Annotated in this window: 21 protein-coding genes; 8 read left to right on the top strand and 13 right to left on the bottom strand. The window is 71.9% G+C overall.

Annotated features, from left to right (window positions below):
• Positions 1-39: 39 nt before the first annotated feature.
• The gene (locus tag AB0J74_RS05890) at positions 40-984 is read right to left on the bottom strand and encodes a Ppx/GppA phosphatase family protein (protein WP_363445110.1); all 945 of its coding nucleotides are present in this window, start codon (positions 982-984) and stop codon (positions 40-42) included.
• A 74-nt stretch (positions 985-1,058) separates the two neighbouring features.
• Here AB0J74_RS05890 and AB0J74_RS05895 point away from each other — a divergent pair, with 74 nt between their 5' ends.
• Positions 1,059-1,934 carry a hypothetical protein gene (locus AB0J74_RS05895; protein WP_363445112.1) on the top strand — a complete coding sequence of 292 codons (876 nt, stop codon included), beginning with the start codon at positions 1,059-1,061 and terminating at the stop codon, positions 1,932-1,934.
• Positions 1,935-1,947: 13 nt separating this feature from the next.
• Here AB0J74_RS05895 and AB0J74_RS05900 read toward each other — a convergent pair whose 3' ends face one another.
• Both AB0J74_RS05900 and AB0J74_RS05905 read right to left on the bottom strand, forming a co-directional pair.
• On the bottom strand, positions 1,948-2,631 hold the full coding sequence (locus AB0J74_RS05900) for a response regulator transcription factor (RefSeq protein ID WP_363445114.1): 684 nt from the start codon (positions 2,629-2,631) through the stop codon (positions 1,948-1,950).
• Positions 2,632-2,643: 12 nt separating this feature from the next.
• Positions 2,644-3,936, bottom strand: a complete 1,293-nt coding sequence (locus AB0J74_RS05905; RefSeq protein WP_363445116.1) for an ATP-binding protein — start codon at positions 3,934-3,936, stop codon at positions 2,644-2,646.
• Positions 3,937-4,157: 221 nt separating this feature from the next.
• On the opposite strand from AB0J74_RS05905, the gene phoU reads away from it, so the two are divergent.
• Positions 4,158-4,811, top strand: a complete 654-nt coding sequence (gene phoU, locus AB0J74_RS05910; RefSeq protein ID WP_363445469.1) for a phosphate signaling complex protein PhoU — start codon at positions 4,158-4,160, stop codon at positions 4,809-4,811.
• Here the strand turns inward: phoU and AB0J74_RS05915 are convergent, their stop codons facing one another.
• Positions 4,812-5,561, bottom strand: a complete 750-nt coding sequence (locus AB0J74_RS05915) for a phosphoglyceromutase (RefSeq protein WP_363445118.1) — start codon at positions 5,559-5,561, stop codon at positions 4,812-4,814.
• Positions 5,562-5,713: 152 nt separating this feature from the next.
• Here AB0J74_RS05915 and AB0J74_RS05920 point away from each other — a divergent pair, with 152 nt between their 5' ends.
• Both AB0J74_RS05920 and AB0J74_RS05925 read left to right on the top strand, forming a co-directional pair.
• Complete coding sequence (locus tag AB0J74_RS05920) at positions 5,714-7,003, top strand: MFS transporter (protein WP_363445120.1); 1,290 nt, start codon at positions 5,714-5,716, stop codon at positions 7,001-7,003.
• A 40-nt stretch (positions 7,004-7,043) separates the two neighbouring features.
• The gene (locus tag AB0J74_RS05925; RefSeq protein ID WP_363445122.1) at positions 7,044-8,267 is read left to right on the top strand and encodes an MFS transporter; all 1,224 of its coding nucleotides are present in this window, start codon (positions 7,044-7,046) and stop codon (positions 8,265-8,267) included.
• Here AB0J74_RS05925 and AB0J74_RS05930 read toward each other — a convergent pair.
• From AB0J74_RS05930 to AB0J74_RS05945, 4 genes are read right to left on the bottom strand one after another with little or no spacing between them, the layout of a single operon-like run.
• Positions 8,247-9,368 (bottom strand): hypothetical protein, encoded by a 1,122-nt coding sequence (locus tag AB0J74_RS05930; RefSeq protein ID WP_363445124.1) that lies wholly within the window; start codon positions 9,366-9,368, stop codon positions 8,247-8,249. The genes AB0J74_RS05925 and AB0J74_RS05930 overlap by 21 nt on opposite strands.
• A complete protein-coding gene (locus AB0J74_RS05935) occupies positions 9,365-9,880 on the bottom strand; it encodes a SigE family RNA polymerase sigma factor (RefSeq protein ID WP_363445126.1) in 516 nt (171 codons plus the stop codon). The genes AB0J74_RS05930 and AB0J74_RS05935 overlap by 4 nt, the downstream gene beginning before the upstream one ends.
• 58 nt (positions 9,881-9,938) lie before the next feature.
• The gene (locus AB0J74_RS05940; RefSeq protein WP_363445128.1) at positions 9,939-10,967 is read right to left on the bottom strand and encodes a LacI family DNA-binding transcriptional regulator; all 1,029 of its coding nucleotides are present in this window, start codon (positions 10,965-10,967) and stop codon (positions 9,939-9,941) included.
• 4 nt (positions 10,968-10,971) lie between these two features.
• The gene (locus AB0J74_RS05945) at positions 10,972-11,733 is read right to left on the bottom strand and encodes a maleylpyruvate isomerase family mycothiol-dependent enzyme (RefSeq protein WP_363445129.1); all 762 of its coding nucleotides are present in this window, start codon (positions 11,731-11,733) and stop codon (positions 10,972-10,974) included.
• Positions 11,734-11,804: 71 nt separating this feature from the next.
• On the opposite strand from AB0J74_RS05945, the gene AB0J74_RS05950 reads away from it, so the two are divergent.
• Positions 11,805-12,893: a UDP-N-acetylmuramate dehydrogenase gene (locus AB0J74_RS05950; RefSeq protein WP_363445131.1), complete on the top strand. Its 1,089-nt coding sequence runs from the start codon at positions 11,805-11,807 to the stop codon at positions 12,891-12,893.
• Between the two features lie 139 nt (positions 12,894-13,032).
• Here the strand turns inward: AB0J74_RS05950 and AB0J74_RS05955 are convergent, their stop codons facing one another.
• The 3 genes from AB0J74_RS05955 to AB0J74_RS05965 form a co-directional block, all read right to left on the bottom strand.
• Positions 13,033-13,365 carry a hypothetical protein gene (locus AB0J74_RS05955; RefSeq protein WP_363445133.1) on the bottom strand — a complete coding sequence of 111 codons (333 nt, stop codon included), beginning with the start codon at positions 13,363-13,365 and terminating at the stop codon, positions 13,033-13,035.
• 80 nt (positions 13,366-13,445) lie between these two features.
• The gene (locus AB0J74_RS05960) at positions 13,446-14,225 is read right to left on the bottom strand and encodes a class I SAM-dependent methyltransferase (protein WP_363445471.1); all 780 of its coding nucleotides are present in this window, start codon (positions 14,223-14,225) and stop codon (positions 13,446-13,448) included.
• A gap of 44 nt (positions 14,226-14,269) precedes the next feature.
• On the bottom strand, positions 14,270-15,082 hold the full coding sequence (locus AB0J74_RS05965; protein ID WP_363445135.1) for an SDR family NAD(P)-dependent oxidoreductase: 813 nt from the start codon (positions 15,080-15,082) through the stop codon (positions 14,270-14,272).
• Positions 15,083-15,250: 168 nt separating this feature from the next.
• Between AB0J74_RS05965 and mshA the strand changes: the two genes are divergently transcribed.
• The 3 genes from mshA to AB0J74_RS05980 all read left to right on the top strand — a co-directional run bounded on the left by mshA (position 15,251) and on the right by AB0J74_RS05980 (position 18,060).
• The gene (gene mshA / locus AB0J74_RS05970; RefSeq protein WP_363445137.1) at positions 15,251-16,609 is read left to right on the top strand and encodes a D-inositol-3-phosphate glycosyltransferase; all 1,359 of its coding nucleotides are present in this window, start codon (positions 15,251-15,253) and stop codon (positions 16,607-16,609) included.
• Entirely contained in the window at positions 16,603-17,103 is a 501-nt protein-coding gene (locus tag AB0J74_RS05975; protein WP_363445139.1) for a YbjN domain-containing protein, read from the top strand. Before mshA ends, AB0J74_RS05975 begins: the two co-directional genes overlap by 7 nt.
• Before the next feature lie 273 nt (positions 17,104-17,376).
• Positions 17,377-18,060, top strand: coding sequence for a peptidase E (locus AB0J74_RS05980; RefSeq protein ID WP_363445473.1), 684 nt, complete (start codon positions 17,377-17,379; stop codon positions 18,058-18,060).
• Here the strand turns inward: AB0J74_RS05980 and AB0J74_RS05985 are convergent.
• On the bottom strand, positions 18,057-18,944 hold the full coding sequence (locus AB0J74_RS05985; RefSeq protein WP_363445141.1) for a hypothetical protein: 888 nt from the start codon (positions 18,942-18,944) through the stop codon (positions 18,057-18,059). The two genes, AB0J74_RS05980 and AB0J74_RS05985, sit on opposite strands and share 4 nt — an antisense overlap.
• Before the next feature lie 60 nt (positions 18,945-19,004).
• Positions 19,005-19,394: a hypothetical protein gene (locus AB0J74_RS05990; protein ID WP_363445142.1), complete on the bottom strand. Its 390-nt coding sequence runs from the start codon at positions 19,392-19,394 to the stop codon at positions 19,005-19,007.
• Between the last annotated feature and the right edge of the window lie 19 nt (positions 19,395-19,413).

Consider the following 19,413-nt stretch of genomic DNA (forward strand, 5'->3'; position numbering starts at 1 on the left):
GGCTCTACTCACTCGGACGAGCCACCGCAAATCCCTCGTTTATGCCGATTCAAGCTGATCAAGCCGCCGCAGGATCACGCCCTCCCGGAGGGCCCAGGGGCAGATGTCGACCGCGTCGATCTGCAGCCGCCGGAGCACCGCCTCGGCGACCACGGCGCCGGCCAGCAACTGGTGCGACCGGCTGGCGCTGACCCCCTCCAGCTCGTAGACCTGGCGCGGCGGGATCAGCCGGATGAAGCCGAGCACCTGGCGCAGGCCGTGCACGGGCAGCGCGCGCGGCTCCCACAGCCCCTGCCGGGACGGCGCCGCACCGGCCAGCCGGGCCAGCGTGCGGAAGGTCTTCGAGGTGGCCACCGCGCGGTCCCACTTGGTGTCGGCCAGCTTCGCGACGGCGCCGTCGAGCTGCTTCTCGACGTAGCGCTGCAGCTCGTCGACGGCCTTGGGCGACGGCGGCGTCGAGGTGTCGCGGTCGACGCCGAGCAGCTCCCGGCTGAGCCGCCCGGCACCCAGCGGCAGCGACATCGCGAGATCGGGCGTCTCGTCGATGCCGGCCGCGATTTCCAGCGAGCCGCCGCCGATGTCGACCACCAGGAGCCGGCCCGCCGACCAACCGAACCACCGGCGTACGGCCAGGAAGGTGGCCCGGGCCTCGTCGGCCCCGGAGAGCACCTGGAGGCGCACCCCCGTCTCCTTGCGCACCCGGGTCAGCACGTCGCGGGCGTTGGTGGCGTCGCGCACCGCGGAGGTGGCGAAGGCCAGCAGGTCGTCGGCCTTGAGCTTCTTGGCGCTGACCTGGGCGTCGTGCGCGGCCTTGACCAACGCGTCGGCGCCGGCGACGGTGAGCGCGCCGTCGGGACCGATCTGCTCGGCGAGCCGCAACACCGCCTTCTCCGAATGCGCCGGCCACGGGTGCGCGCCGTGGTGCGCGTCCACCAACAGCAGGTGCACGGTGTTGGAACCGACGTCGAGCACGCCCAGCCTCATGTGCGCACCTTATGGGGCGCGGGTTGCCGTGCGGCACGCAAGGCTCGCAGCCTATTCGGGCGTAGTCTTGTCAGGTGCCAGCACGCAACCAACTCCGCGTTCTCGTCGACTCGGCCGACGAACCCCGCAGCCGGGAGGTCGACCTCGACTTTCCGCGCGAATGGGTCGAGTTCTTCGACCCGGAGGACCCCAAGCACCTCATCCGTGCCGACCTCACCTGGTTGCTCTCCCGCTGGACGTGCATCTTCGGCAAGGGCTGCCACGGCATCATCGAGGGCGGGTCCGAAGACGGCTGTTGCTCGCACGGCGCGTTCTTCACCGACTCCGACGACGAGGCCCGGGTGCGTGCCGCGGCCAAGAAGCTGACGCCGGAGACCTGGCAGCACTACCGCCGCGGGTTCAAGAACTACACGGAGATGGACACGGTCGACGGCAAGACGCCGGCCCGGCGCACGGCCACGCGAGACGACGACGGGCCGTGCGTGTTCCTCAACGACGCCGACTTCCCGGCCGGCGGCGGCTGCGCGCTGCACGCCCAGGCCCTGCGCGACGGCGTGCACCCGCTGGAATACAAGCCCGACGTCTGCTGGCAGCTCCCGGTGCGCCGCGACCAGGACTGGAACAAGCGCCCCGACGGCACCAAGATCCTGATCACCACGCTGACCGAGTTCGACCGCCGCGGCTGGGGCTCCGGCGGCCACGACCTGCACTGGTGGTGCACATCGTCGCCGGAGGCACATGTCGGCCGCGAGCCGATGTGGCAGTCCTACGAGCCCGAACTGGTCGCCCTGATCGGCAAGGCGGCCTACGCCAAGCTGGCCGAGCTGTGCGCCGCCCGGGCCCGCCGGGGCATGGTGGCACCGCACCCGGCCGACCCGAAGCGCCGCTTGCCGATGGCGCGTGAGGTCCACGGCGGCCGCGAGCCCGCCACCCCGCCGAAGAAGCGCTGACCTAGGGCAGGGCCTACGGCTCGAACTTGTAGCCCAGGCCGCGCACCGTGACGATGAAGCGCGGCGTCGACGGCTCCGGCTCGACCTTCGAGCGCAGCCGCTTGACGTGCACGTCGAGGGTCTTCGTGTCACCGACGTAGTCGGCGCCCCAGACCCGGTCGATGAGCTGGCCCCGGGTGAGCACCCGGCCGGCGTTGCGCAGCAGCAGTTCGAGCAGCTCGAACTCTTTGAGCGGCAGTTGCACGGCCGAGCCGTCGACGGTCACCACGTGCCGCTCGACGTCCATCCGCACCGGGCCGGCGGCCAGGGTCGGCGTGTCGGGCTCGGTGGTCTCCGTGCCGTGGCGGCGCAGCACCGCCCGGATCCGGGCGACCAACTCGCGCGGCGAGTAGGGCTTGGTGACGTAGTCGTCGGCACCGATCTCCAGGCCGACCACCTTGTCGATCTCGCTGTCGCGCGCGGTGACCATGATGATCGGCACCTTCGAGCGCTGGCGGAGCTGACGGCAGACCTCGGTGCCCGACATCTCGGGCAGCATCAGGTCCAGCAGGACGATGTCGGCGCCGGTCCGGTCGAACTCGGTCAGCGCCAAGGTGCCGGTCGGTGCGACCGAAACCTCGAAACCCTCCTTGCGGAGCATGTACGAGAGGGCATCGGAGAACGACTCTTCGTCCTCGACCACGAGCACGCGGGCCACGGACTTCCTTCCTTACCGCTCGGATCGGCTCGACTCGACCGATCCAGTCACGATCTCAATTGACGGGGGTAGCGGGAGGGCGGCGTCCGGCGGGCTCGCCGGGAGCCGGAGGGTGAACGTCGACCCCTCCCCGAGTGTGCTGACAACGTCGATGCGACCGCCATGGTTTGTGGCGATGTGTTTGACGATCGCGAGGCCGAGGCCGGTGCCGCCGGTGGCCCGGGACCGGGCCCGGTCGGCGCGGTAGAACCGCTCGAAGATCCGGTCGACCTCGTCGGCGGCGATGCCGATGCCCTGGTCAGCCACCGAGAGCACGACCGCGTCGTCGTCGAGCGCGGTGGTGATGGTGATCCGGGTCTGCTCCTTCGAGTACGCGATCGCGTTCTCCACCAGGTTGGCCATCGCGGTGGCGACCTGGCTGTCGCTCCCGTAGACGGTCAGCCCGCGCCTGCCCTCGACCACGACCTCGATGTCGCGGGCCGACGCGGTGGTCCGGGTGCGGTCGATGACCTCGGCGACCACCCAGTCGACCGAGACCGGTTCGGCTTCGGGCAGCGGGTCGGCGCCCTGCAGCCGGGCCAGGTCGAGCAGTTCGTTGACCAACCGGCCGAGCCGGGTCGACTCGTGCTGGATGCGCAGCGCGAACCGGCGGGCGGCGGCCACGTCCTCCTCGGGGCCGGCGCCGGGCTGCGGGCCCACGTTGGTCGGGTCGGTGGCGTCGAGCAGCGCCTCGGCGAGCAGTTGCAGCGCGCCGATCGGGGTCTTGAGCTCGTGGCTGACGTTGGCGACGAAGTCGCGGCGCACCCGGCTGACCCGGTGTGCCTCGGTCACGTCGGCGGCCTCGACGGCCACGAAGTTGCCACCAAGACCCACGGCGCGCAGGTGTACGCCGAGCGGGTCGGACGCGCTCCCATCGCCGCGCGGCAGGTCGAGTTCGACCTCGCGGCGGACGCCGGAGCGGCGCACCTGGCCGGCGAGGGTACGGATGATCGGGTGCGCGACCATGCTGCCCGGGGTGCCCGCCGAGCGGAGCAGACCCATCGCCCGTGCCGATGGGTTGACCAGGATCACGCTGTCGTCGCCGCCGAGCACCACCACGCCGACCCGCAGCGAATCGAGGCTCTTGCGACCCAACCCCGGTTGCGGATCGTGCCGGTCGATGGTGATCGCCTGCCTTCCGTCGCCGGTAGCCCGGGCAGCGGCAACCGCCGCTGATCCCCGGCGCCTCATGCGCGGGATCAGCGATCCGACGGCGAAGCCCGCCAACAGGCTGGCGCACACGCCAGCCACGATCGCCCATTCCACGAGGCGATCGTAGGGTCATTGTTTACGAACAGCCTGGTCGGGCCGGGCAAACCGGGCGCAGATCGCCCAATGTTCACCGGCCCGTCCGGCCCCGTTTACTGGCGTTCTGTGACATACACCTACGGTGAACCGGACATAGCTCAACGTCCGACCGGATATTACTCTCCGGTCATCTCCCGTTTTGTCACCGACACCCCGTTTCCAGGAGCACCGAGATGGCCTTGCGCGAAGAGTTCCGCGCTGACCTGCACATCGTCAGCCAACTGTTGGTCGACATGGCGGAGGCGGTGCGCGCCGCGATGAGCCAGGCGACGACCGCGCTGCTGCACGCCGATCGGGCCGCCGCCGAGGACGTGATCTCCCGGGACGCTGAGGTCGACGCCCTCTACCACCAGGTCGAAGACCGGGTGACCGATCTCATGGCCCGCCAGGCGCCGGTGGCCAGCGACCTGCGGGTGCTGATCACCGCGCTGCAGGTGGGCGCCGACCTCGAGCGGATGGGTGACCTGGCCGACCACGTGGCCAAGACCGCCCTGCGCCGCCACCCGTCCCCGGCCGTGCCGGCCGAGCTGCGGCCGGTCTTCATGGCCAAGGCCGACGTGGCCGACAAGATGGCCGCGAAGATCGCCGACGTGCTCTCCAAGCTCGACGCGGTCGGCGCGGCCGAGCTCGAGGGCGACGACGACGCGATGGACGCCCTGCACGTCGAACTCTTCAAGGTCATGCTCAGCCCCGACTGGCCCTACGGCGCGGAGACCGCGATCGACGGCGCCCTGCTCGGCCGCTTCTACGAGCGCTTCGCCGACCACGCGGTGAACGCCGGCCACCACGTGATCTACCTGGTGACCGGCGAACAGCCGGGTGTCACGAACTAGCTAACGACCCTGGTTGGCCACGGCCGCCGCCGCCTCGGCGGCGGCCTCCGGGTCCAGGTAGGCGCCGCCGCGCGTGACCGGACGCAGGTCGGCGTCGAGGTCGTAGCGCAGCGGGATACCGGTCGGGATGTTGAGCTTGGCGATCGCCTCGTCCGAGATCTGGTCGAGGTGCTTGACCACGGCCCGCAGCGAGTTGCCGTGCGCGGCGACCAGCACCGTCTTGCCGGCCAGCAGGTCCGGCACGATCGCGTCGTACCAGTAGGGCAGGGTGCGTACGAGCACGTCCTTGAGGCACTCGGTGCGCGGCATCAGCTCGGGCGGCAGGGTCGCGTAGCGCGGGTCGCCGGTCTGCGCCCACTCGTCGTCGGGGTCGATCGGCGGCGGCGGCACGTCGTAGGACCGGCGCCAGAGCATGAACTGCTCCTCGCCGTACTCCTCGAGCGTCTGCTTCTTGTTCTTGCCCTGCAGCGCACCGTAGTGGCGCTCGTTGAGCCGCCACGACCGGCGCACCGGGATCCACGACCGGCCGGCCTCGCCCAGCGCCAACTCGCTGGTGCGGATCGCCCGGCGCAGCACGCTGGTGTGCAGCACGTCGGGCATCAGGTCGTGCTCGCGCAGCAGCGCACCGCCGCGGCGGGCCTCGGTCTCGCCCTTGTCGGTGAGGTCGACGTCGACCCACCCGGTGAACAGGTTCTTCGCGTTCCACTCGCTCTCGCCATGCCGGAGCAGCACCAACGTCCCCACAGTCATGCAGCCATCCTCGCGCAGCCGGTCGGCGGGCCCGCAACCACCCGGGGTGACGTGGGCCATGTCGAAATGGAGGTGACTTCCAGGGCCCGCACAACTTAGGTTGCGTAAGGCCGCCGTTGCCGGGCGGTCATTACCCCGGGGGGCTTGGCTTGGTGCGTGGCTGGTTGCGCGAGACGGCGGGTGGACTGCCCAAGACGTTCTGGTATCTGTGGTGCGGCACCCTGGTCAACCGGCTCGGCGGCTTCGTACTGATCTTCCTCACCGTCTACCTGACCAAGGAACGCGGTTTCAGCGACATCCAGGCCGGCCTCGTGGTCGGCCTGTGGAGCGCCGGCGGCGGCGTCGGCACGATGGTCGGCGGCGTGCTCGCCGACCGCTGGGGCCGGCGGCCGACGCTGCTGCTCGCACACGTCGGCGGGGCCAGCATGATGCTGCTGCTCGGCTTCTCCCGGCCGTTCGCGATGATCGCCGGCGTCGCGTTCGCGCTCGGCACGTTCGCCGAGGCGGCCCGGCCGGCGTTCGCCGCGATGATGGTCGACGTGGTGCCCGACCGTGACCGGGTACGCGCGTTCTCGCTCAACTACTGGGCGATCAACCTGGGCTTCGCGTCGTCGGCGATCGTCGGTGGCTTCGCCGCACACCTCGACTATCTGCTGCTGTTCGTGCTCGACGCGTCGGCGACGCTGCTCACCGCGGCGATCGTGTTGACCAAGATCCGGGAGACCCGCCCGACCGGCGAGCATCTCGGCGTGCCCGGCGCCGGCGGCGGCCTGCGGGTGGTGCTCCGCGACCGGGTGTTCGTGGTCTTCACCCTGGTCAACCTGCTGGCCGCGATGGTCTTCCTGCAACACGTCTCGATGCTGCCGATCGCGATGACCGACGACGGCCTCTCCTCGTCGACGTTCGGCTGGGTGATCGCCCTCAACGGGGTGCTGATCGTGCTCGGTCAACTGTTCGTCCCCAAACTGATCGCCGGGCACAGCCGCACCCGGGTGCTCGCGATCGGCGCGATCGTGCAGGGCGTCGGCTTCGGCCTGACCGCCCTGGCCGGCAGCGCCTGGCTCTACGCGATGACGGTGCTGGTCTGGACGCTCGGCGAGATGGTCTACTCGCCGTCGAACGCGGCGACCATCGCCGACCTGGCGCCCGCGTCGGTCCGCGGCCGCTATCAGGGTGTCTTCGCCCTCTCCTGGTCGATCGCGGGGTTCACCGCGCCGGTGCTGGGCGGATTCGTGCGCGACCAACTAGGCAACACCGCCCTGTGGGTGGGCTGCGCGCTGATCGGCTGCCTGGCGGCGGCGATCACGTTGGGTGCCGGGCCCAGCCGGGACCGGCGCGCGGCCGAGGTCGCCCGGGCCACTCGCGAGGCACGCGACGCCGTGACCCCGGCGCCGCCGGGCGTGATGAGCGACACGCTGGCGCCGACCTCCGCGGCTTCGTAGCGTCCGTGCGGTAAAGCTTCTTAACTGAAGGAGGCCGGAGTTGCGGGGCTGGTTGCGGAATACCGCGGGGGGCCTGCCCGGCACCTACTGGTACCTCTGGTCCGGCATGCTCATCAACCGGGTCGGCGCGTTCGCCATGCTGATCATGTCGGTCTACCTGACCGACGAGCGCGGCGCCTCGGCCAGCCTGGCCGGGCTGGTCGTCGGCGGCTACGGGCTGGGCGGCATCGCCGGCACGTTGCTCGGCGGCGTGCTCGCCGACCACTGGGGACGGCGGGCCACCCTGCTCTGGTCGCACACCGCGGCCGCCGGCCTGATGGCCGCTCTGGCATTCGCCACGCACCTGCCGCTGATCGCGGTGCTCACCGTCGCCCTCGGCCTGGTGCACTCGATGCCGATGCCGGCATTCGTGGCCGCGATCGTCGACGTGGTGCCGGCCAGCCGCCGGTCGCGCGCCTTCAACCTGCAGTTCTGGTCGTTCAACCTGGGCATGGCCGCGGCTGGCCTGCTGGCCGGCCTGCTCGCGCAGGTCAGCTATCTGGCGCTGTTCCTGGCCGACGCCGGCGCCACGGTGGTCACCGCGATCGTGATCGCCTGGAAAGTGCCGGAGACGTTCCGGCGCGGCTTGGCCACGCGGCACCGCGGCGGTCTGGTCACCGCGCTGACCGACCGCACCTACCTGGTCTTCGTCGGGCTGACGTTCCTGCTGGCCGCGCTCTCCACGCAGACCTCGACGATCATGCCGCTGGCGATGCGGGCCGACGGGCTGAGCCCGGCGGCGTACGGGACGGTGGTCGCGATCAGCGCCGCGCTGATCGTGGTCGGCCAGTTGTTCGTACCCCCGCTGATCGACGGCCACCGCAAGCACACCGTGCTGGCCACCGCGCTCGGCCTGATCGGGATCGGCTTCGGCGCACTGGCCTTCGCCGACCACCTGGCCGTCTACCTGCTCGCCGCGATCGTCTGGACGGTCGGCTCGATGCTGGCCGCGCCGCCCAACGCGGAGGTCAACGCCGAGTTGTCGCCGGAGGAGTTGCGCGGCCGCTACCAGTCGGTGTTCAACCTGACCTTCCCGGCTGCCGCGTTCCTCACCCCGGCCCTGGGCGGTCTCAGCCTCGACCACCTCGGCAGCTGGCACTGGATCGTGGTCGGTTCGATCGGTTTGGTCGCCGCGGCCGGCCACCTGCTGACCGGCCCGGCCCGTGACCGCGAGGCCGCGCGCCGGGCGCTGGCCACCCGGCAGCTAGAACGCGTGGCCGGCTGACGCGGCCGGCAGTCCCCTGGCCCGCACCAGGTGCACCTCGGAGCCGGCGAGCAGCTCACTCGGCGCCGGAATCGAACGCACCACCCGGCCGGACAGGTCGACCACGACCAGTGCGTCGTCGTCGCGGGCCACCAGGTGGTCGGCGTCGTACCAGCCGGCCACCCCGCCGGCCTGGAACTCCGCGGTCACCTCGCCGGTCGTGAGGTCGACGATCCGGACGAGCTTGTCGACGTCGAGAACAGCCGCCGCCCGGCTGCCGTCCGGCGACACGGCGGCCGTACTCCGGACGGCCGCGGTGCCGGTCAGCCCGATCGTTCGCAGGGTCTTGCCTTTCAGGTCGTAGAACCGGATCGCGAGGGTCTTGTCGCGGTCGAGATAGCCCTCACCGCCCGCGGCCGTGATGGTGTGGCCGATGCTGCGCCCGTCCCGTGCCCAGAAGAAGCCCAGGCCGCGGGCGTTGAGCTGGTGCATGTCGGTCATGGGCACGAACGGCCCGGCCGTGAGGGTCTCGGCGTCGACCACCGTGAAACCGCCCGGTTCCTCCTTGCCCACGGAGCTGATCAGCAGCCGGCGGCCGTCCGGCGACCAGTCGACCGCGTTGGTGTGGCTGTCGTAGGCGTCGACCCGGCGCACCGCACCTCCGGCGCCGTCCTTGACGCCGCCGCGCTCCCCGTCGGCCACGAAGAACCGCCGGCCGTCCGGCGACGGCAGCGCCGTGACGTACGGAAAGGCCCGGTATTCGCCGGTGGCCCGGTCCAGCAGGTAGGAGGTGCTGTCGGCCGGAGTGATCGGCTCGTTGCCGGTCGGCCGCTTGGGAAGCACGCCGGCATAGGCGAACACGACGACCTGCGGCGTGGCCGGGACGGCGGGAGGTGTGGCGGTGGTCGGGCTGACCGACGGCGAGATCGGCGACGGCTCGTCGACCCGGTCGGGCCGCAGGAGCAGCGGCACGCCCACGGCGACCACCGCGACGACCACGGCCGCGGCCACCACCCGGTTGCGCCGCCGCCGCCCCGCGAGCCGGATCGACTTCGCGGCCAGATCCGCCGGCGGCGGCACGTCGGTGAGCTCGCGGAGGGCGCGGCGCAGTTCGGTGCTCATCGCCGCTCCTCGGCCAGCCGCGGGGCGAGTTCCGGGCAGAGCACCCGCAGCCGCTCCAGCCCGCGAGCGGCCAGGCTGCGCACGGTGGCTGGCCGGCAGCCGAGCACGGCCGCGATCTCGTCGTCGGGCAGATCCTCCAGATAACGCAGCACCAGCACCGCCCGGTGCTTCGGGCTGAGCCGACCCAGCGCCTGGCCCAGAGCGAGCCGCAGGTCGACCGTGGCGGTGCCGTCGGCGACCCGCCGCTCGGGCAACCGGTCGCTCGGTAGCTCCCGCCCCCAACTCGGCCGGCGGAACCAGTCGATCTGCTCGCGACACATCGCCTTGCGCAGATAGGCGTCCGGGTTGCCGTGCCGCACCCGCGGCCAGTGCCGGTAGGCCTTGGCCAGCGCCGACTGCAGCAGGTCTTCGGCCTGGTGCGGATGCCCGGTCAAACCCATCGCGAACCGGAACAGGCCCGCGGACCGGTCGGCCACGAAAACGGTGAAGTCGTGCCGCGTCTCAGCGTCCACGCCGACTCCACAGATCCACGACGCTAAGAACGTGGGCCGGCGTGGATCCGTTGCAGCCCTAGGCGGATTCTCGGATGATCAGTTCGGTCGGCAGCATGGTCACCGGCTCGATGTCTTCGCCCGCGACGAGGCGCATCAGCAGGCGGGCCATCTCGCGGCCGATCTGCTGGATCGGCTGGCGCACGGTGGTCAGCGGCGGCTCGGTGTAGCGCGCCATCTCGATATCGTCGAAGCCGATCACGGCGACGTCGTCGGGAACCCGCCGGCCGGCCTCCTGCAGCGCCTTGAGGGCGCCGTGTGCCATCAGGTCGGACGCCGCGAACACCGCGTCGAGCTTCGGGTCGTCGTCGAGGAGCTGGCGCATCGCGACCGTGCCGGACTCGCGGGTGAAGTCGCCGATCGCCACGATCGAGCGCCGGTCCGAGTCACGCAGCGCCTGGCGGTAGCCGGTCAGCCGGTCGATGCCGGCGACCATGTCCTGCGGGCCGGAGATCGTCGCGATCCGCTTGCGGCCCGAGTCGAGCAGGTGCCGCACCGCGGCGACCACGCCGCCGATCTGGTCGACGTCGACGTAGGGGACCTCGACCGTCATCCGGCCGAGCGGGCGGCCGCTGCACACCACCGGGATGCCCATCCGGATCAGCGCGGCCGGCAGCGGGTCTGCCCCGTGCATCGAGGCGAACATGACACCGTCGACGTGTCGGCTCATCGTGTAGCGCTCGACCCGGTCGTGCCCCGCGGTCGAACCGGCGATCAGCAGCACCAGTTGCTTGTCGGCCCCGTCGAGCTCCATCGAGACGCCGCGGATGATGCCGTGGAAGAACGGGTCGTCGGAGAACACCCGGGTCGGCGTCTCCGGCAGGATCAGCGCCGCCGAGTCGGTGCGCTGGGTGACCAGGCTGCGGGCGGCGAGGTTGGGCACGTAGCCCAGCTCGCGCACCGCCCGCCGGACGGCCTCCTGGATCGGTTCGGCGACCGTGGTCGAGCCGTTGACCACACGCGAGACGGTGGCCCGGGACACGCCGGCGCGCTGCGCCACCGCCTCCAGCGTCGGTCGCTCCCGCGTGCCGTTCTTCGCCCTGGTCAAGAGATCACCCCGTGCGTAACGCCGTCAGCAGCGTCGGGTCGCCACTGACCACCAGCACATCGAAACCCACCCGGCCGTAGAGCGCCAGCAGCAGATCGCTCGCGGTGCCCTCGGCGTGCACCCGGGCGGGCGGTTCGTGGGCGTCGAGGATGGTGTCGGTGTCGAGCAGGGCGACGCCCTCGCCGCGCAGCCGCACCAGCCATTCCTGGTCGGCGTCGGCCGCTAGGAGTTGCACCACGCCGTGCGGGCGCTCGCCACTCTGCCGCCGGCCGGCCGGCAGCCAGGTGTCGAGCACCTCGGAGATGCCGTCGGCGGCCAGCTTGGCCTCGATCGGCTCGCTCGCTCCGGTGGCCATCTGGGCGTCCCAGCGGTGCACGGCGGTCTCGTGCGCCATCCGGCGATGCCAGAACCCGGCCCGCTTGGTCTGCGGCGCCCAGTTCCACATCGGAGCCTCCGGGTCGGTGGCGTCCAGAGTGGAGAGCAGCGTGTCGTAGCGCATCTGCCACCAGGCCAGCGCCGCCTCGTCGGCCGGCGGGGCCGCCGGCGCCCGGGTCGGGTCGGGCCGCTCGGTGCCACCCCGGTCGAAGAGCCAGGTGACATATTCGTAGCAGCCGCCGACGTGGTGGACGAGATCGGTCACGGTCCACCCCGGGCAGGAGGGCACCGGAGCATCGGCCGGCGCCTGTGCGACCGCGGCCGCGAACGCCGCCGCCTCCGAGCGCAGCGCTCCGAGCCAGAAATCCTTGGTGCCGTGCAGTCTGGTCATCGGGTGCTCCTTAGGTGCCCAGCCGGACCGTCGCCACTGATGCCGGAGGCTCTCAGCCTAGGGTGAACAGCGTGCCAGACGTTAGCCACGAACCTCCCACCGCAGCGGGCCCGCTCGACCCACGAGCGCTCTCCGACTACACGACGCTGCGGTTGGGCGGTCCCGCGGGGCAGGTGCACACGGCCGAAGATCCCCAACAAATCGTGCATTTCGTACGCGCGGCCGCGCGCAACGGCCAACCCGCGATGGTCCTGGCCGGCGGCAGCAACGTGGTCATCGGCGACGCCGGCGTCCCCGGCCCGGTGGTCCTGATCCGCTCCCGCGGCGCCGAAGTGCTCGAGCAGACCGACGACGCGGTCGTGGTCAGGGTGGCCGCCGGCGAGCCCTGGGACGAGTTCGTCGCCACCGCCGTCGACGCCGGCTGGTCGGGCGTCGAGTGCCTGTCCGGCATCCCCGGCTCGGCCGGCGCGACGCCGATCCAGAACGTCGGCGCCTACGGCCAGGAGGTCGCCGAGACGATCGTCGGCGTCGAGGTCTACGACCGGCTCGACGACACGGTCCGGCGGATGACGCCGGACGAGTGCCGGTTCGCCTACCGCACCAGCGTCTTCAAGCACAACGACCGCTGGGTGGTGCTCTCGGTCGACTTCCGGCTGGCCCGCTCGAATGAGTCGGCCCCGGTCCGCTACGCCGAGTTGGCTAAGGCGCTGGCGGTGGCACAGGGCGACCGGGTTCCGCTGCGCGAGGCCCGTGCCGCCGTGCGGGCGCTGCGCGCCGGCAAGGGCATGGTGCTCGACCCGGCCGACCACGACACCTGGTCGGTCGGCTCGTTCTTCACGAACCCGGTGCTCGACGCGGCCGCCTACGAGTTCCTGCGCACCCGCGCCGCCGGCATCGGCGACCCGCCGTCGTGGCCCGGCCCAGGCGGGCTGGTCAAGGTCAGCGCCGCCTGGCTGATCGACAAGTCGGGCTTCACCAAGGGGTACGGCGGCCGCGGCGGCGTGGCGATCTCCGGCAAGCACACGCTGGCGCTCACCAACCGCGGCCAGGGCAGCACCGCGGCCCTGCTCGACCTGGCCCGCGAGATCCGCGACGGTGTGCACGAGCGGTTCGGCGTGACCCTGCACCCCGAGCCCGTCCTGGTGAACTGCTCGCTGTAGGGCCCCTCCTTACCCCCAATGGAAGAGGGCCCGCGGCGCTTTCGCGCGCGAGCCCTCTTCGGTAACCCCCACTGGACCCCCGGGTACGCACCGGGCTGGGGGTGTTGTGCTCCTAGCTCGAACCGTCAGCCTTGAACTGTCAGGCCTCGAAGCGGTGCCGCCGGCGCGAGGCGACGGCCCAGAGCGCGATGACCGCGCCGATTGCCAGCGCGCCGCCGCCGATCCCGGCCAGCGTGCCGGCCTTGGCACCGGTCTGCGGCAGCGTCGGCGTCGGCGCCGGCGTCACCGGCTTCTCCGGCGGGGTCTCCGTCGGCACGCAGTAGTAGTCCTTCTGCACCGAGCCGTCAGGGCAGTCCTTGGGGGCCGCGGCCGCGTACGTGACCGGTGCGGCCTGCGCCGCGACGCTGGTCAGCGCGAAGGCCGGCACCAGGAGTGCGAGGGCGGCAAGAATGAGGGACAGCCGGTTACGCACAGCCTGTCCTCCCCGTCTGTGTGATGGGTTGTTGTCGAACCTCCCAACGAGGCTGTGGCGATTTAGGTAGCGCTGTCCGCTTAAGGGAATTTTGCAGGCATTGACGGAGCGACCGCCGGCCAGGCGACCGTCAGCTCACCGAGTCGCCAGCGGGCCGGCCCGTCGAGCACGGGCCAGCCGCCGGTCTTGACCGCGGCCACCGCGCGCCGCCAGCGTTGCCGGGCACCGAACGTCGCGTACGGCGCCGCGTCGCGCCAGCCGTCGTCGAGCGCGCGGAGCAGGTCGTACACCGGCTGCCCCGGCACGTTGTGGTGGATCAGTGCCTTGGGCAGCCGCTCGGCCAGCGTTGCCGGGGTGTCGAGGGTGGACAGCCGCGCGGCCAGGGTGAGCGAGCGGGGGCCGTCGTGGTCGACGCGGACCCAGGCGGCCAGCCGGCCCAACTCGTCGCAGGTGCCCTCGACCAGCAGCCCGCCCGGTGCCAGCCTGGCGGTCATCGTCGCCCAGGCCGGCGCCACCTGGGCCTCGTCGTATTGGCGCAGCACGTTGAGCGCGCGGACCACCACCGGCCGCAGCCCGGCCAACTCGAAACCGCCGCGGGCGAAGGTCAGCAAGGGCGGGTCCGCGGCCGGCTCGGCGGCGGCGACGCGCTCGGGGTCGATCTCCAGGCCGACCACCCGGACGTCGGGTCGCACCCGGGCCAGCCGGGCCCGCAACTCGACCGCGGTCACCGGTGTCGCGCCGTAGCCGAGGTCGATCACCAGTGGGTCGGCGGCGTCGTGCAGCGCGCCGGCCGCGTGGGCCGCGATCCAGTTGTCGACCCGGCGCAGCCGGTTCGGGTTGGTCGTGCCACGGGTGACCATGCCACTCGGGCGGTTGGGGCCGGTTCTGCCTGCCACTGTGCTGGCTAATCGGCCTGGCGGCCGATGCGGCCCTTGGCCACCTTGTGCTGAGCCGCCTGGGCCAGCGGGCGGACGACCAGGCGGTCGATGTTGACGTGTTGCGGCCGGGTGGCGCACCAGGCCACGCAGTCGGCGATGTCGTCGGCGGTCAAGGGCATCTCCACGCCGGCGTAGACAGCCGCCGCCCGCTCGGTGTCGCCGCGGAACCGGTTCGTCGCGAACTCGTCGGTGCGCACCATCCCGGGATCGACCTCGATCACCCGCACCGGGCGGCCGGCCAGTTCGAGCCGCAGGGTGCCGGTCATCGCGGTCATCGCGTGCTTGGCGGCGCTGTAACCGCCACCGCCCTCGTACACGATGAAGCCCGCCGTGGAACTGAGCATCACGATCGTGCCGGCCTCGGACGCCTCCAGCAGCGGCAGCAGCGCCTTGGTCACCCGCAACGTGCCGAGCACGTTGACCTCGTGCATCCACCGCCAGTCGTCGACCGAGCCGTGCTCCACCGGGTCGAGGCCGAGAGCGCCGCCGGCGTTGTTGACCAGCAGCGTGACCCGTTCGTCGGGGCCGCCCTCCTCGCGGCCGGCCGACTCGGCGAGGTCGGCGACCGCGGTCGCGAGTTCGGCGACCGACTCGTCGGAGGTGACGTCGCAGGGCACGGCGACCGCGGACCCGCCGGCCTCGGTGATTTGCGTCACAAGCTCTGCCAACCGGTCGGCGCGGCGGGCGGCGAGGACGACGGTGAACCCTTCGGCCGCCAGCCGGCGGGCGGAAGCCGCCCCGATCCCGCTGGACGCACCCGTGACGATGGCGATCGGCATGCCCGCAATCCTCTCGCATGGCGTGTCGTGCCTCACGGGCGGATGAAGTCGGTCACGTATGCGTGCCGCTGGGTAGGCGTAGCCACTCGTGCGTGGGGAAGATGTCGCCTGGGGGAAAGGTTTGTATATGGGCGCCCAGCGATATGGGCCCGCGCGAAGGGAGCACATGTGGAGCAGGCGCCGTCCGGCGTCGTTCGGCAGCGAGGTCCCCAGCCCTGGCCGCTCCCCCGACGCATCGCGACCCTGTCCGTTCACACCTCGCCGCTCGACCAGCCCGGCACGGGCGACGCGGGCGGGATGAACGTCTACGTCACCGAAGTCGCCCGCCGGCTCGCCGAAGCCGGGGTCGAGACCGAGATCTTCACCCGGGCCACCTCGGGCGGGCTGCCGCACACGGTCGAGATGGCGCCCGGCGTGACTGTCCGGCACGTCATCTCCGGTCCGTTCGAGGGCCTGGCCAAGGAAGACCTGCCGGCGCAGATGTGCGCGTTCGCCACCGGCGTGCTGCGGGCCGAGGCGGCACACGCGCCCGGCTACTACGACCTGGTGCACTCGCACTACTGGATCTCCGGCCAGGTCGGCTGGCTGGCCCGCGAGCGCTGGGGTGTGCCGCTGGTGCACTCCGCGCACACCCTCGCCAAGGTCAAGAACGCCCAGCTCGCGTCCGGCGACCGGCCCGAGCCGCTGGCCCGGGTGGTCGGCGAGGAGCAGGTGGTCGCCGAGGCCGACCGGCTGGTCGCCAACACGACGTTCGAGGCCCGCGACCTGATCAACCGGTACGGCGCCGACCCCGACCTGGTCAGCGTCGTCGAGCCCGGGGTCGACCTGGACCGCTTCACCCCGGGCGACCAACTCGCCGCCCGGCGGCAGCTGGGCCTGCCGGAGCGCGGCTACATCGTCGCGTTCGTCGGCCGGATCCAGCCGCTCAAGGCGCCGGACGTGCTGCTCGCCGCGGCTGCGGCGCTGCACGCCCGCGACCCGGAGATCGCCCGCGACCTGACCGTGGTCATCGTCGGCGGCCCGAGCGGCACCGGCCTCGACCGGCCGACCGCGCTGATCGAGCTCGCCGCTTCGCTGGGCATCAGCCACGCGGTCCGCTTCCTGCCCCCGCAGACCGGCTCCGACCTGGCCGACGTCTACCGGGCCGCAGACGTGGTCGCGGTGCCCTCCTACAACGAGTCGTTCGGCCTGGTCGCCCTCGAGGCGCAGGCCTGCGGCACCCCGGTCGTCGCCGCGGCCGTCGGCGGCCTGGTCACCGCCGTCCGCGACGGAATCAGCGGCCTGCTGGTCGACGGGCACGACCCCGACGACTGGGCCCGGGCGTTGGGCGGCCTGCTGGCCGAGCCCGGCCGGCGCGCCGAGCTGTCCGGTGGTGCCGTCGCGCACGCCAGCGAGTTCTCCTGGTCGCGCACGGCGAGCGGGCTGCTCGCGGTTTACGGTGGGGCGGTGACAGAGCATCGGGAGCGGCTGACCGCCCGGCTCGCGGGCGACGCGGCGGCATTGGGCGCGGGCACCACCGCGTGGTGAGCCCGGCCGAGGTAGCTGCGCTCATCGAGCGGGTGTGCGCCGAGCGGGAGCTCGCCGTCGAGCCGACCGGCGAGCTGTCCTACGTGGTGACGTTGCCCGGCACCCACAAGCTCAAGACGAGCTGCAACCTGATCGTCGGCGAGCACGCCTTACGCGTCGAGGCGTTCGTGATGCGCCAGCCCGACGAGAACCGTGAAGAGCTCTGGGCCTGGCTTCTCCAGCGAAACGCCCGGATGTATGGCGTCGCGTTCTCCATCGACGTGGTGGGTGACGTCTATCTGACGGGCCGGGTCGGCCTCGCCGGTGTCACCGAAGACGAGCTCGACCGGCTCCTCGGCGCGGTGCTCACCTACGCCGACGAATCCTTCGACACCATGCTGGAAATCGGCTTCGGCACAGCGATCCGGCGTGAGTGGGAGTGGCGGGTCAAGCGCGGCGAGTCGCTGGCCAACCTCCAGGCATTCGCACATCTCTTCGCCCCCGACCAACGGTAAGGACCGATGTGATGGGCGAGACAGGATTCTCGCTTGTCCGTCGATCACGAGAAGAACTACCGTGATTAACGGCGCCACGCTCGAAGGGGTTTCGGGGGAAGCCGCAGGCCGCAAGGCCGGCGACGAGCGACGCATTGGGGGAACGGTGGCCAACCGTTGGGGGACGGCGGCCACCTGACACCGGCGGAGGGCGGGCGACGCTTACGGGGGTGGGCGTCGTCTGCCCCGCCGGTTGCTCTCTGAGATGATCAAAGCGTGTCCCGTCCGCAGCAGATCTTCGCAGTCTCACCCACCGCGCGGCCCGCTTCCACACCTCCGAACCGCCGCAGCGCGCTACTCGACCACGCGATCTCGCTGACCGGTGCCCGCCGTCCCAAGGTCTGCTTCGTGCCCACCGCCGTCGGCGACGACCCGGCCGCGGTGGCCGCCGTCGGTGCGGTGCTCGCCGACGTCGACGGCAGCCACCTGACCCTGTTCCCCCAGCCCAACGTCCGCGACGTGCGGGCCTTCCTGCTGGCACAGGACCTGATCTGGGTCGGCGGCGGCAGCGTGGTCAACCTGCTGGCGGTCTGGCGGGCGCACCGCCTCGACGAGATCCTCCGCGAGTGTTGGGAGGCCGGCGTGGTGCTCGGCGGCGGCAGCGCGGGCAGCATCTGCTGGCACCTGGGCGGCACCACCGACTCGTTCTCCGACGACCTCGACCCGGTCACCGACGCGCTTGGCTTCCTGCCCTTCAGCAACGGCGTCCACCACGACGCGACGACGCAGCCGCGCCGGGCGCTCTTCCAGCGGTTGATCGACGACGGGACGCTGCCCTCCGGGTATGCCACCGACGACGGCACCGGCCTGCACTTCGTGGGCACCACGCTGGCCGAGGCGGTCACCTCGGTGCCCGGCGCCGACGCCTACCGGGTCGAGCCCGGCGTGCACCGGCCGTTGGGCGCCCGGCAGATCTAGGGGCTGTCGGCCTGCAACTCGGCGGTCCCGGTCCCCTTCGCGGCGGTCGCCGGTTCGTCGTCGGGCTCCTCCAGGCTCCCGTACCTGGCCAGCATCAGGCTCGACGCCACCGCCACGGCGAAACCGACCACCGCGACCGGGATGAACCCGTGGCGGGTGCTGTCGCCGAGCGCGATCACGCCGACCACCGACGGCAGCACGGTCTCGCCGATCACCAGGCCGGCGGTCACCGTCGTCACCGAGGCCCGCTGCAAGCCGATCGTGTAGAACACGAACGCGAGGCCGCCGGCCACCACCAGGGTGTAGATCTCCGGCCCGGTGAACCAGTCCGTCCACTCGACATCGGAGATCGACCGCGCGGCCAGCGCGACGATGCCGAAGAACAGGCCACCGACCAGGCCGAGGCTGGCGGCCCGCACGGGCTCCTTGAGCTTGAGGGCGGCCAGACCGATCAGGGCCAGCACGGGTACGGCGATCGTCACGCCGATCCGGAAGCCCCACGAGGGCTGGTCGGCGTTCTCGTGGCCGGCCGAGACGCCGAGCAACGCGAGACCGACGCAGACGCCGCCGACCGCGCCCCACTGGATGGCGCCCAGCCTGAGCTTGAGCAGCGGAATGGCGATCACGGCGGTGACCGCCAGGCTGGCGGCGAGGGCCGCCTGGACAAGGAAGATCGGCACGCTGCGCAGCGCGATGAACTGGAAGACGAAGCCGAGCCCGTCAAGCCCCAGGCCCAGGATGTAGCGCCATTGCGCCACCACCCTGATCAGCGACTTGGCGTCGACCTGTTCGCCGCCGGCGGGCGACCGCCGGGCCGCCATCGCCTGGAAGACGGAAGCCGATCCGTAGCAGATCGCCGAAACGATCGCCAAGACCAGCCCCATGCCCTGAAGGTACGGCCGGCCGCCCGCCCTGGTGAGCGGTTTGCGCGGTTTCGCGTTGCCCTAGTCGTCGCTCGCCGACGCGCTCGGCTGCGGCGTCGGCTCCTCGGTGGCGCTCGGCTCCGGGCTCGGCGTCTCGTCCTCGGGCACGACGCTGGTGGCGGTGCTGGGATGCGGCCGGGGCCCGGCGGTCGTCCTGGCCCCGGCCGACGGGTCCGGCGTGGGCGTCACGGCCGTACTCGCCAGCGGGACCACGACCGGCCCGTCGTCGTAGACGTCGTACTGCGCGGCCGGCGTCGGCGCTTGCTCTTCGGGGGCGGCACCCATCGCACCGGCCCCGTCGGCGGCGGGCTCCGCGGCCCCGCGCTGGCCGAGCGCCCAGCCGGCGGAGATCACCACGGGCAGGCCGATCCCGAGCATCAGCGCGAGGATCTTCTTCGGCGTGAGCTGCACACCGGTTACACCGCTCCGG

It is taken from the genome of Asanoa sp. NPDC049573 (assembly GCF_040676615.1).
Taxonomy (GTDB): domain Bacteria; phylum Actinomycetota; class Actinomycetes; order Mycobacteriales; family Micromonosporaceae; genus Asanoa.

Coding starts and splice junctions, on each gene's coding strand:
- AB0J74_RS05890 (WP_363445110.1), bottom strand. CDS start 984: ATGAGGCTGGGCGTGCTCGACGTCGGTTCCAACACCGTGCACCTGCTG.
- AB0J74_RS05915 (WP_363445118.1), bottom strand. CDS start 5,561: ATGACTGTGGGGACGTTGGTGCTGCTCCGGCATGGCGAGAGCGAGTGG.
- AB0J74_RS05930 (WP_363445124.1), bottom strand. CDS start 9,368: ATGAGCACCGAACTGCGCCGCGCCCTCCGCGAGCTCACCGACGTGCCG.
- AB0J74_RS05945 (WP_363445129.1), bottom strand. CDS start 11,733: ATGACCAGACTGCACGGCACCAAGGATTTCTGGCTCGGAGCGCTGCGC.
- AB0J74_RS05960 (WP_363445471.1), bottom strand. CDS start 14,225: ATGGTCACCCGTGGCACGACCAACCCGAACCGGCTGCGCCGGGTCGAC.
- AB0J74_RS05965 (WP_363445135.1), bottom strand. CDS start 15,082: ATGCCGATCGCCATCGTCACGGGTGCGTCCAGCGGGATCGGGGCGGCT.
- AB0J74_RS05985 (WP_363445141.1), bottom strand. CDS start 18,944: ATGGGGCTGGTCTTGGCGATCGTTTCGGCGATCTGCTACGGATCGGCT.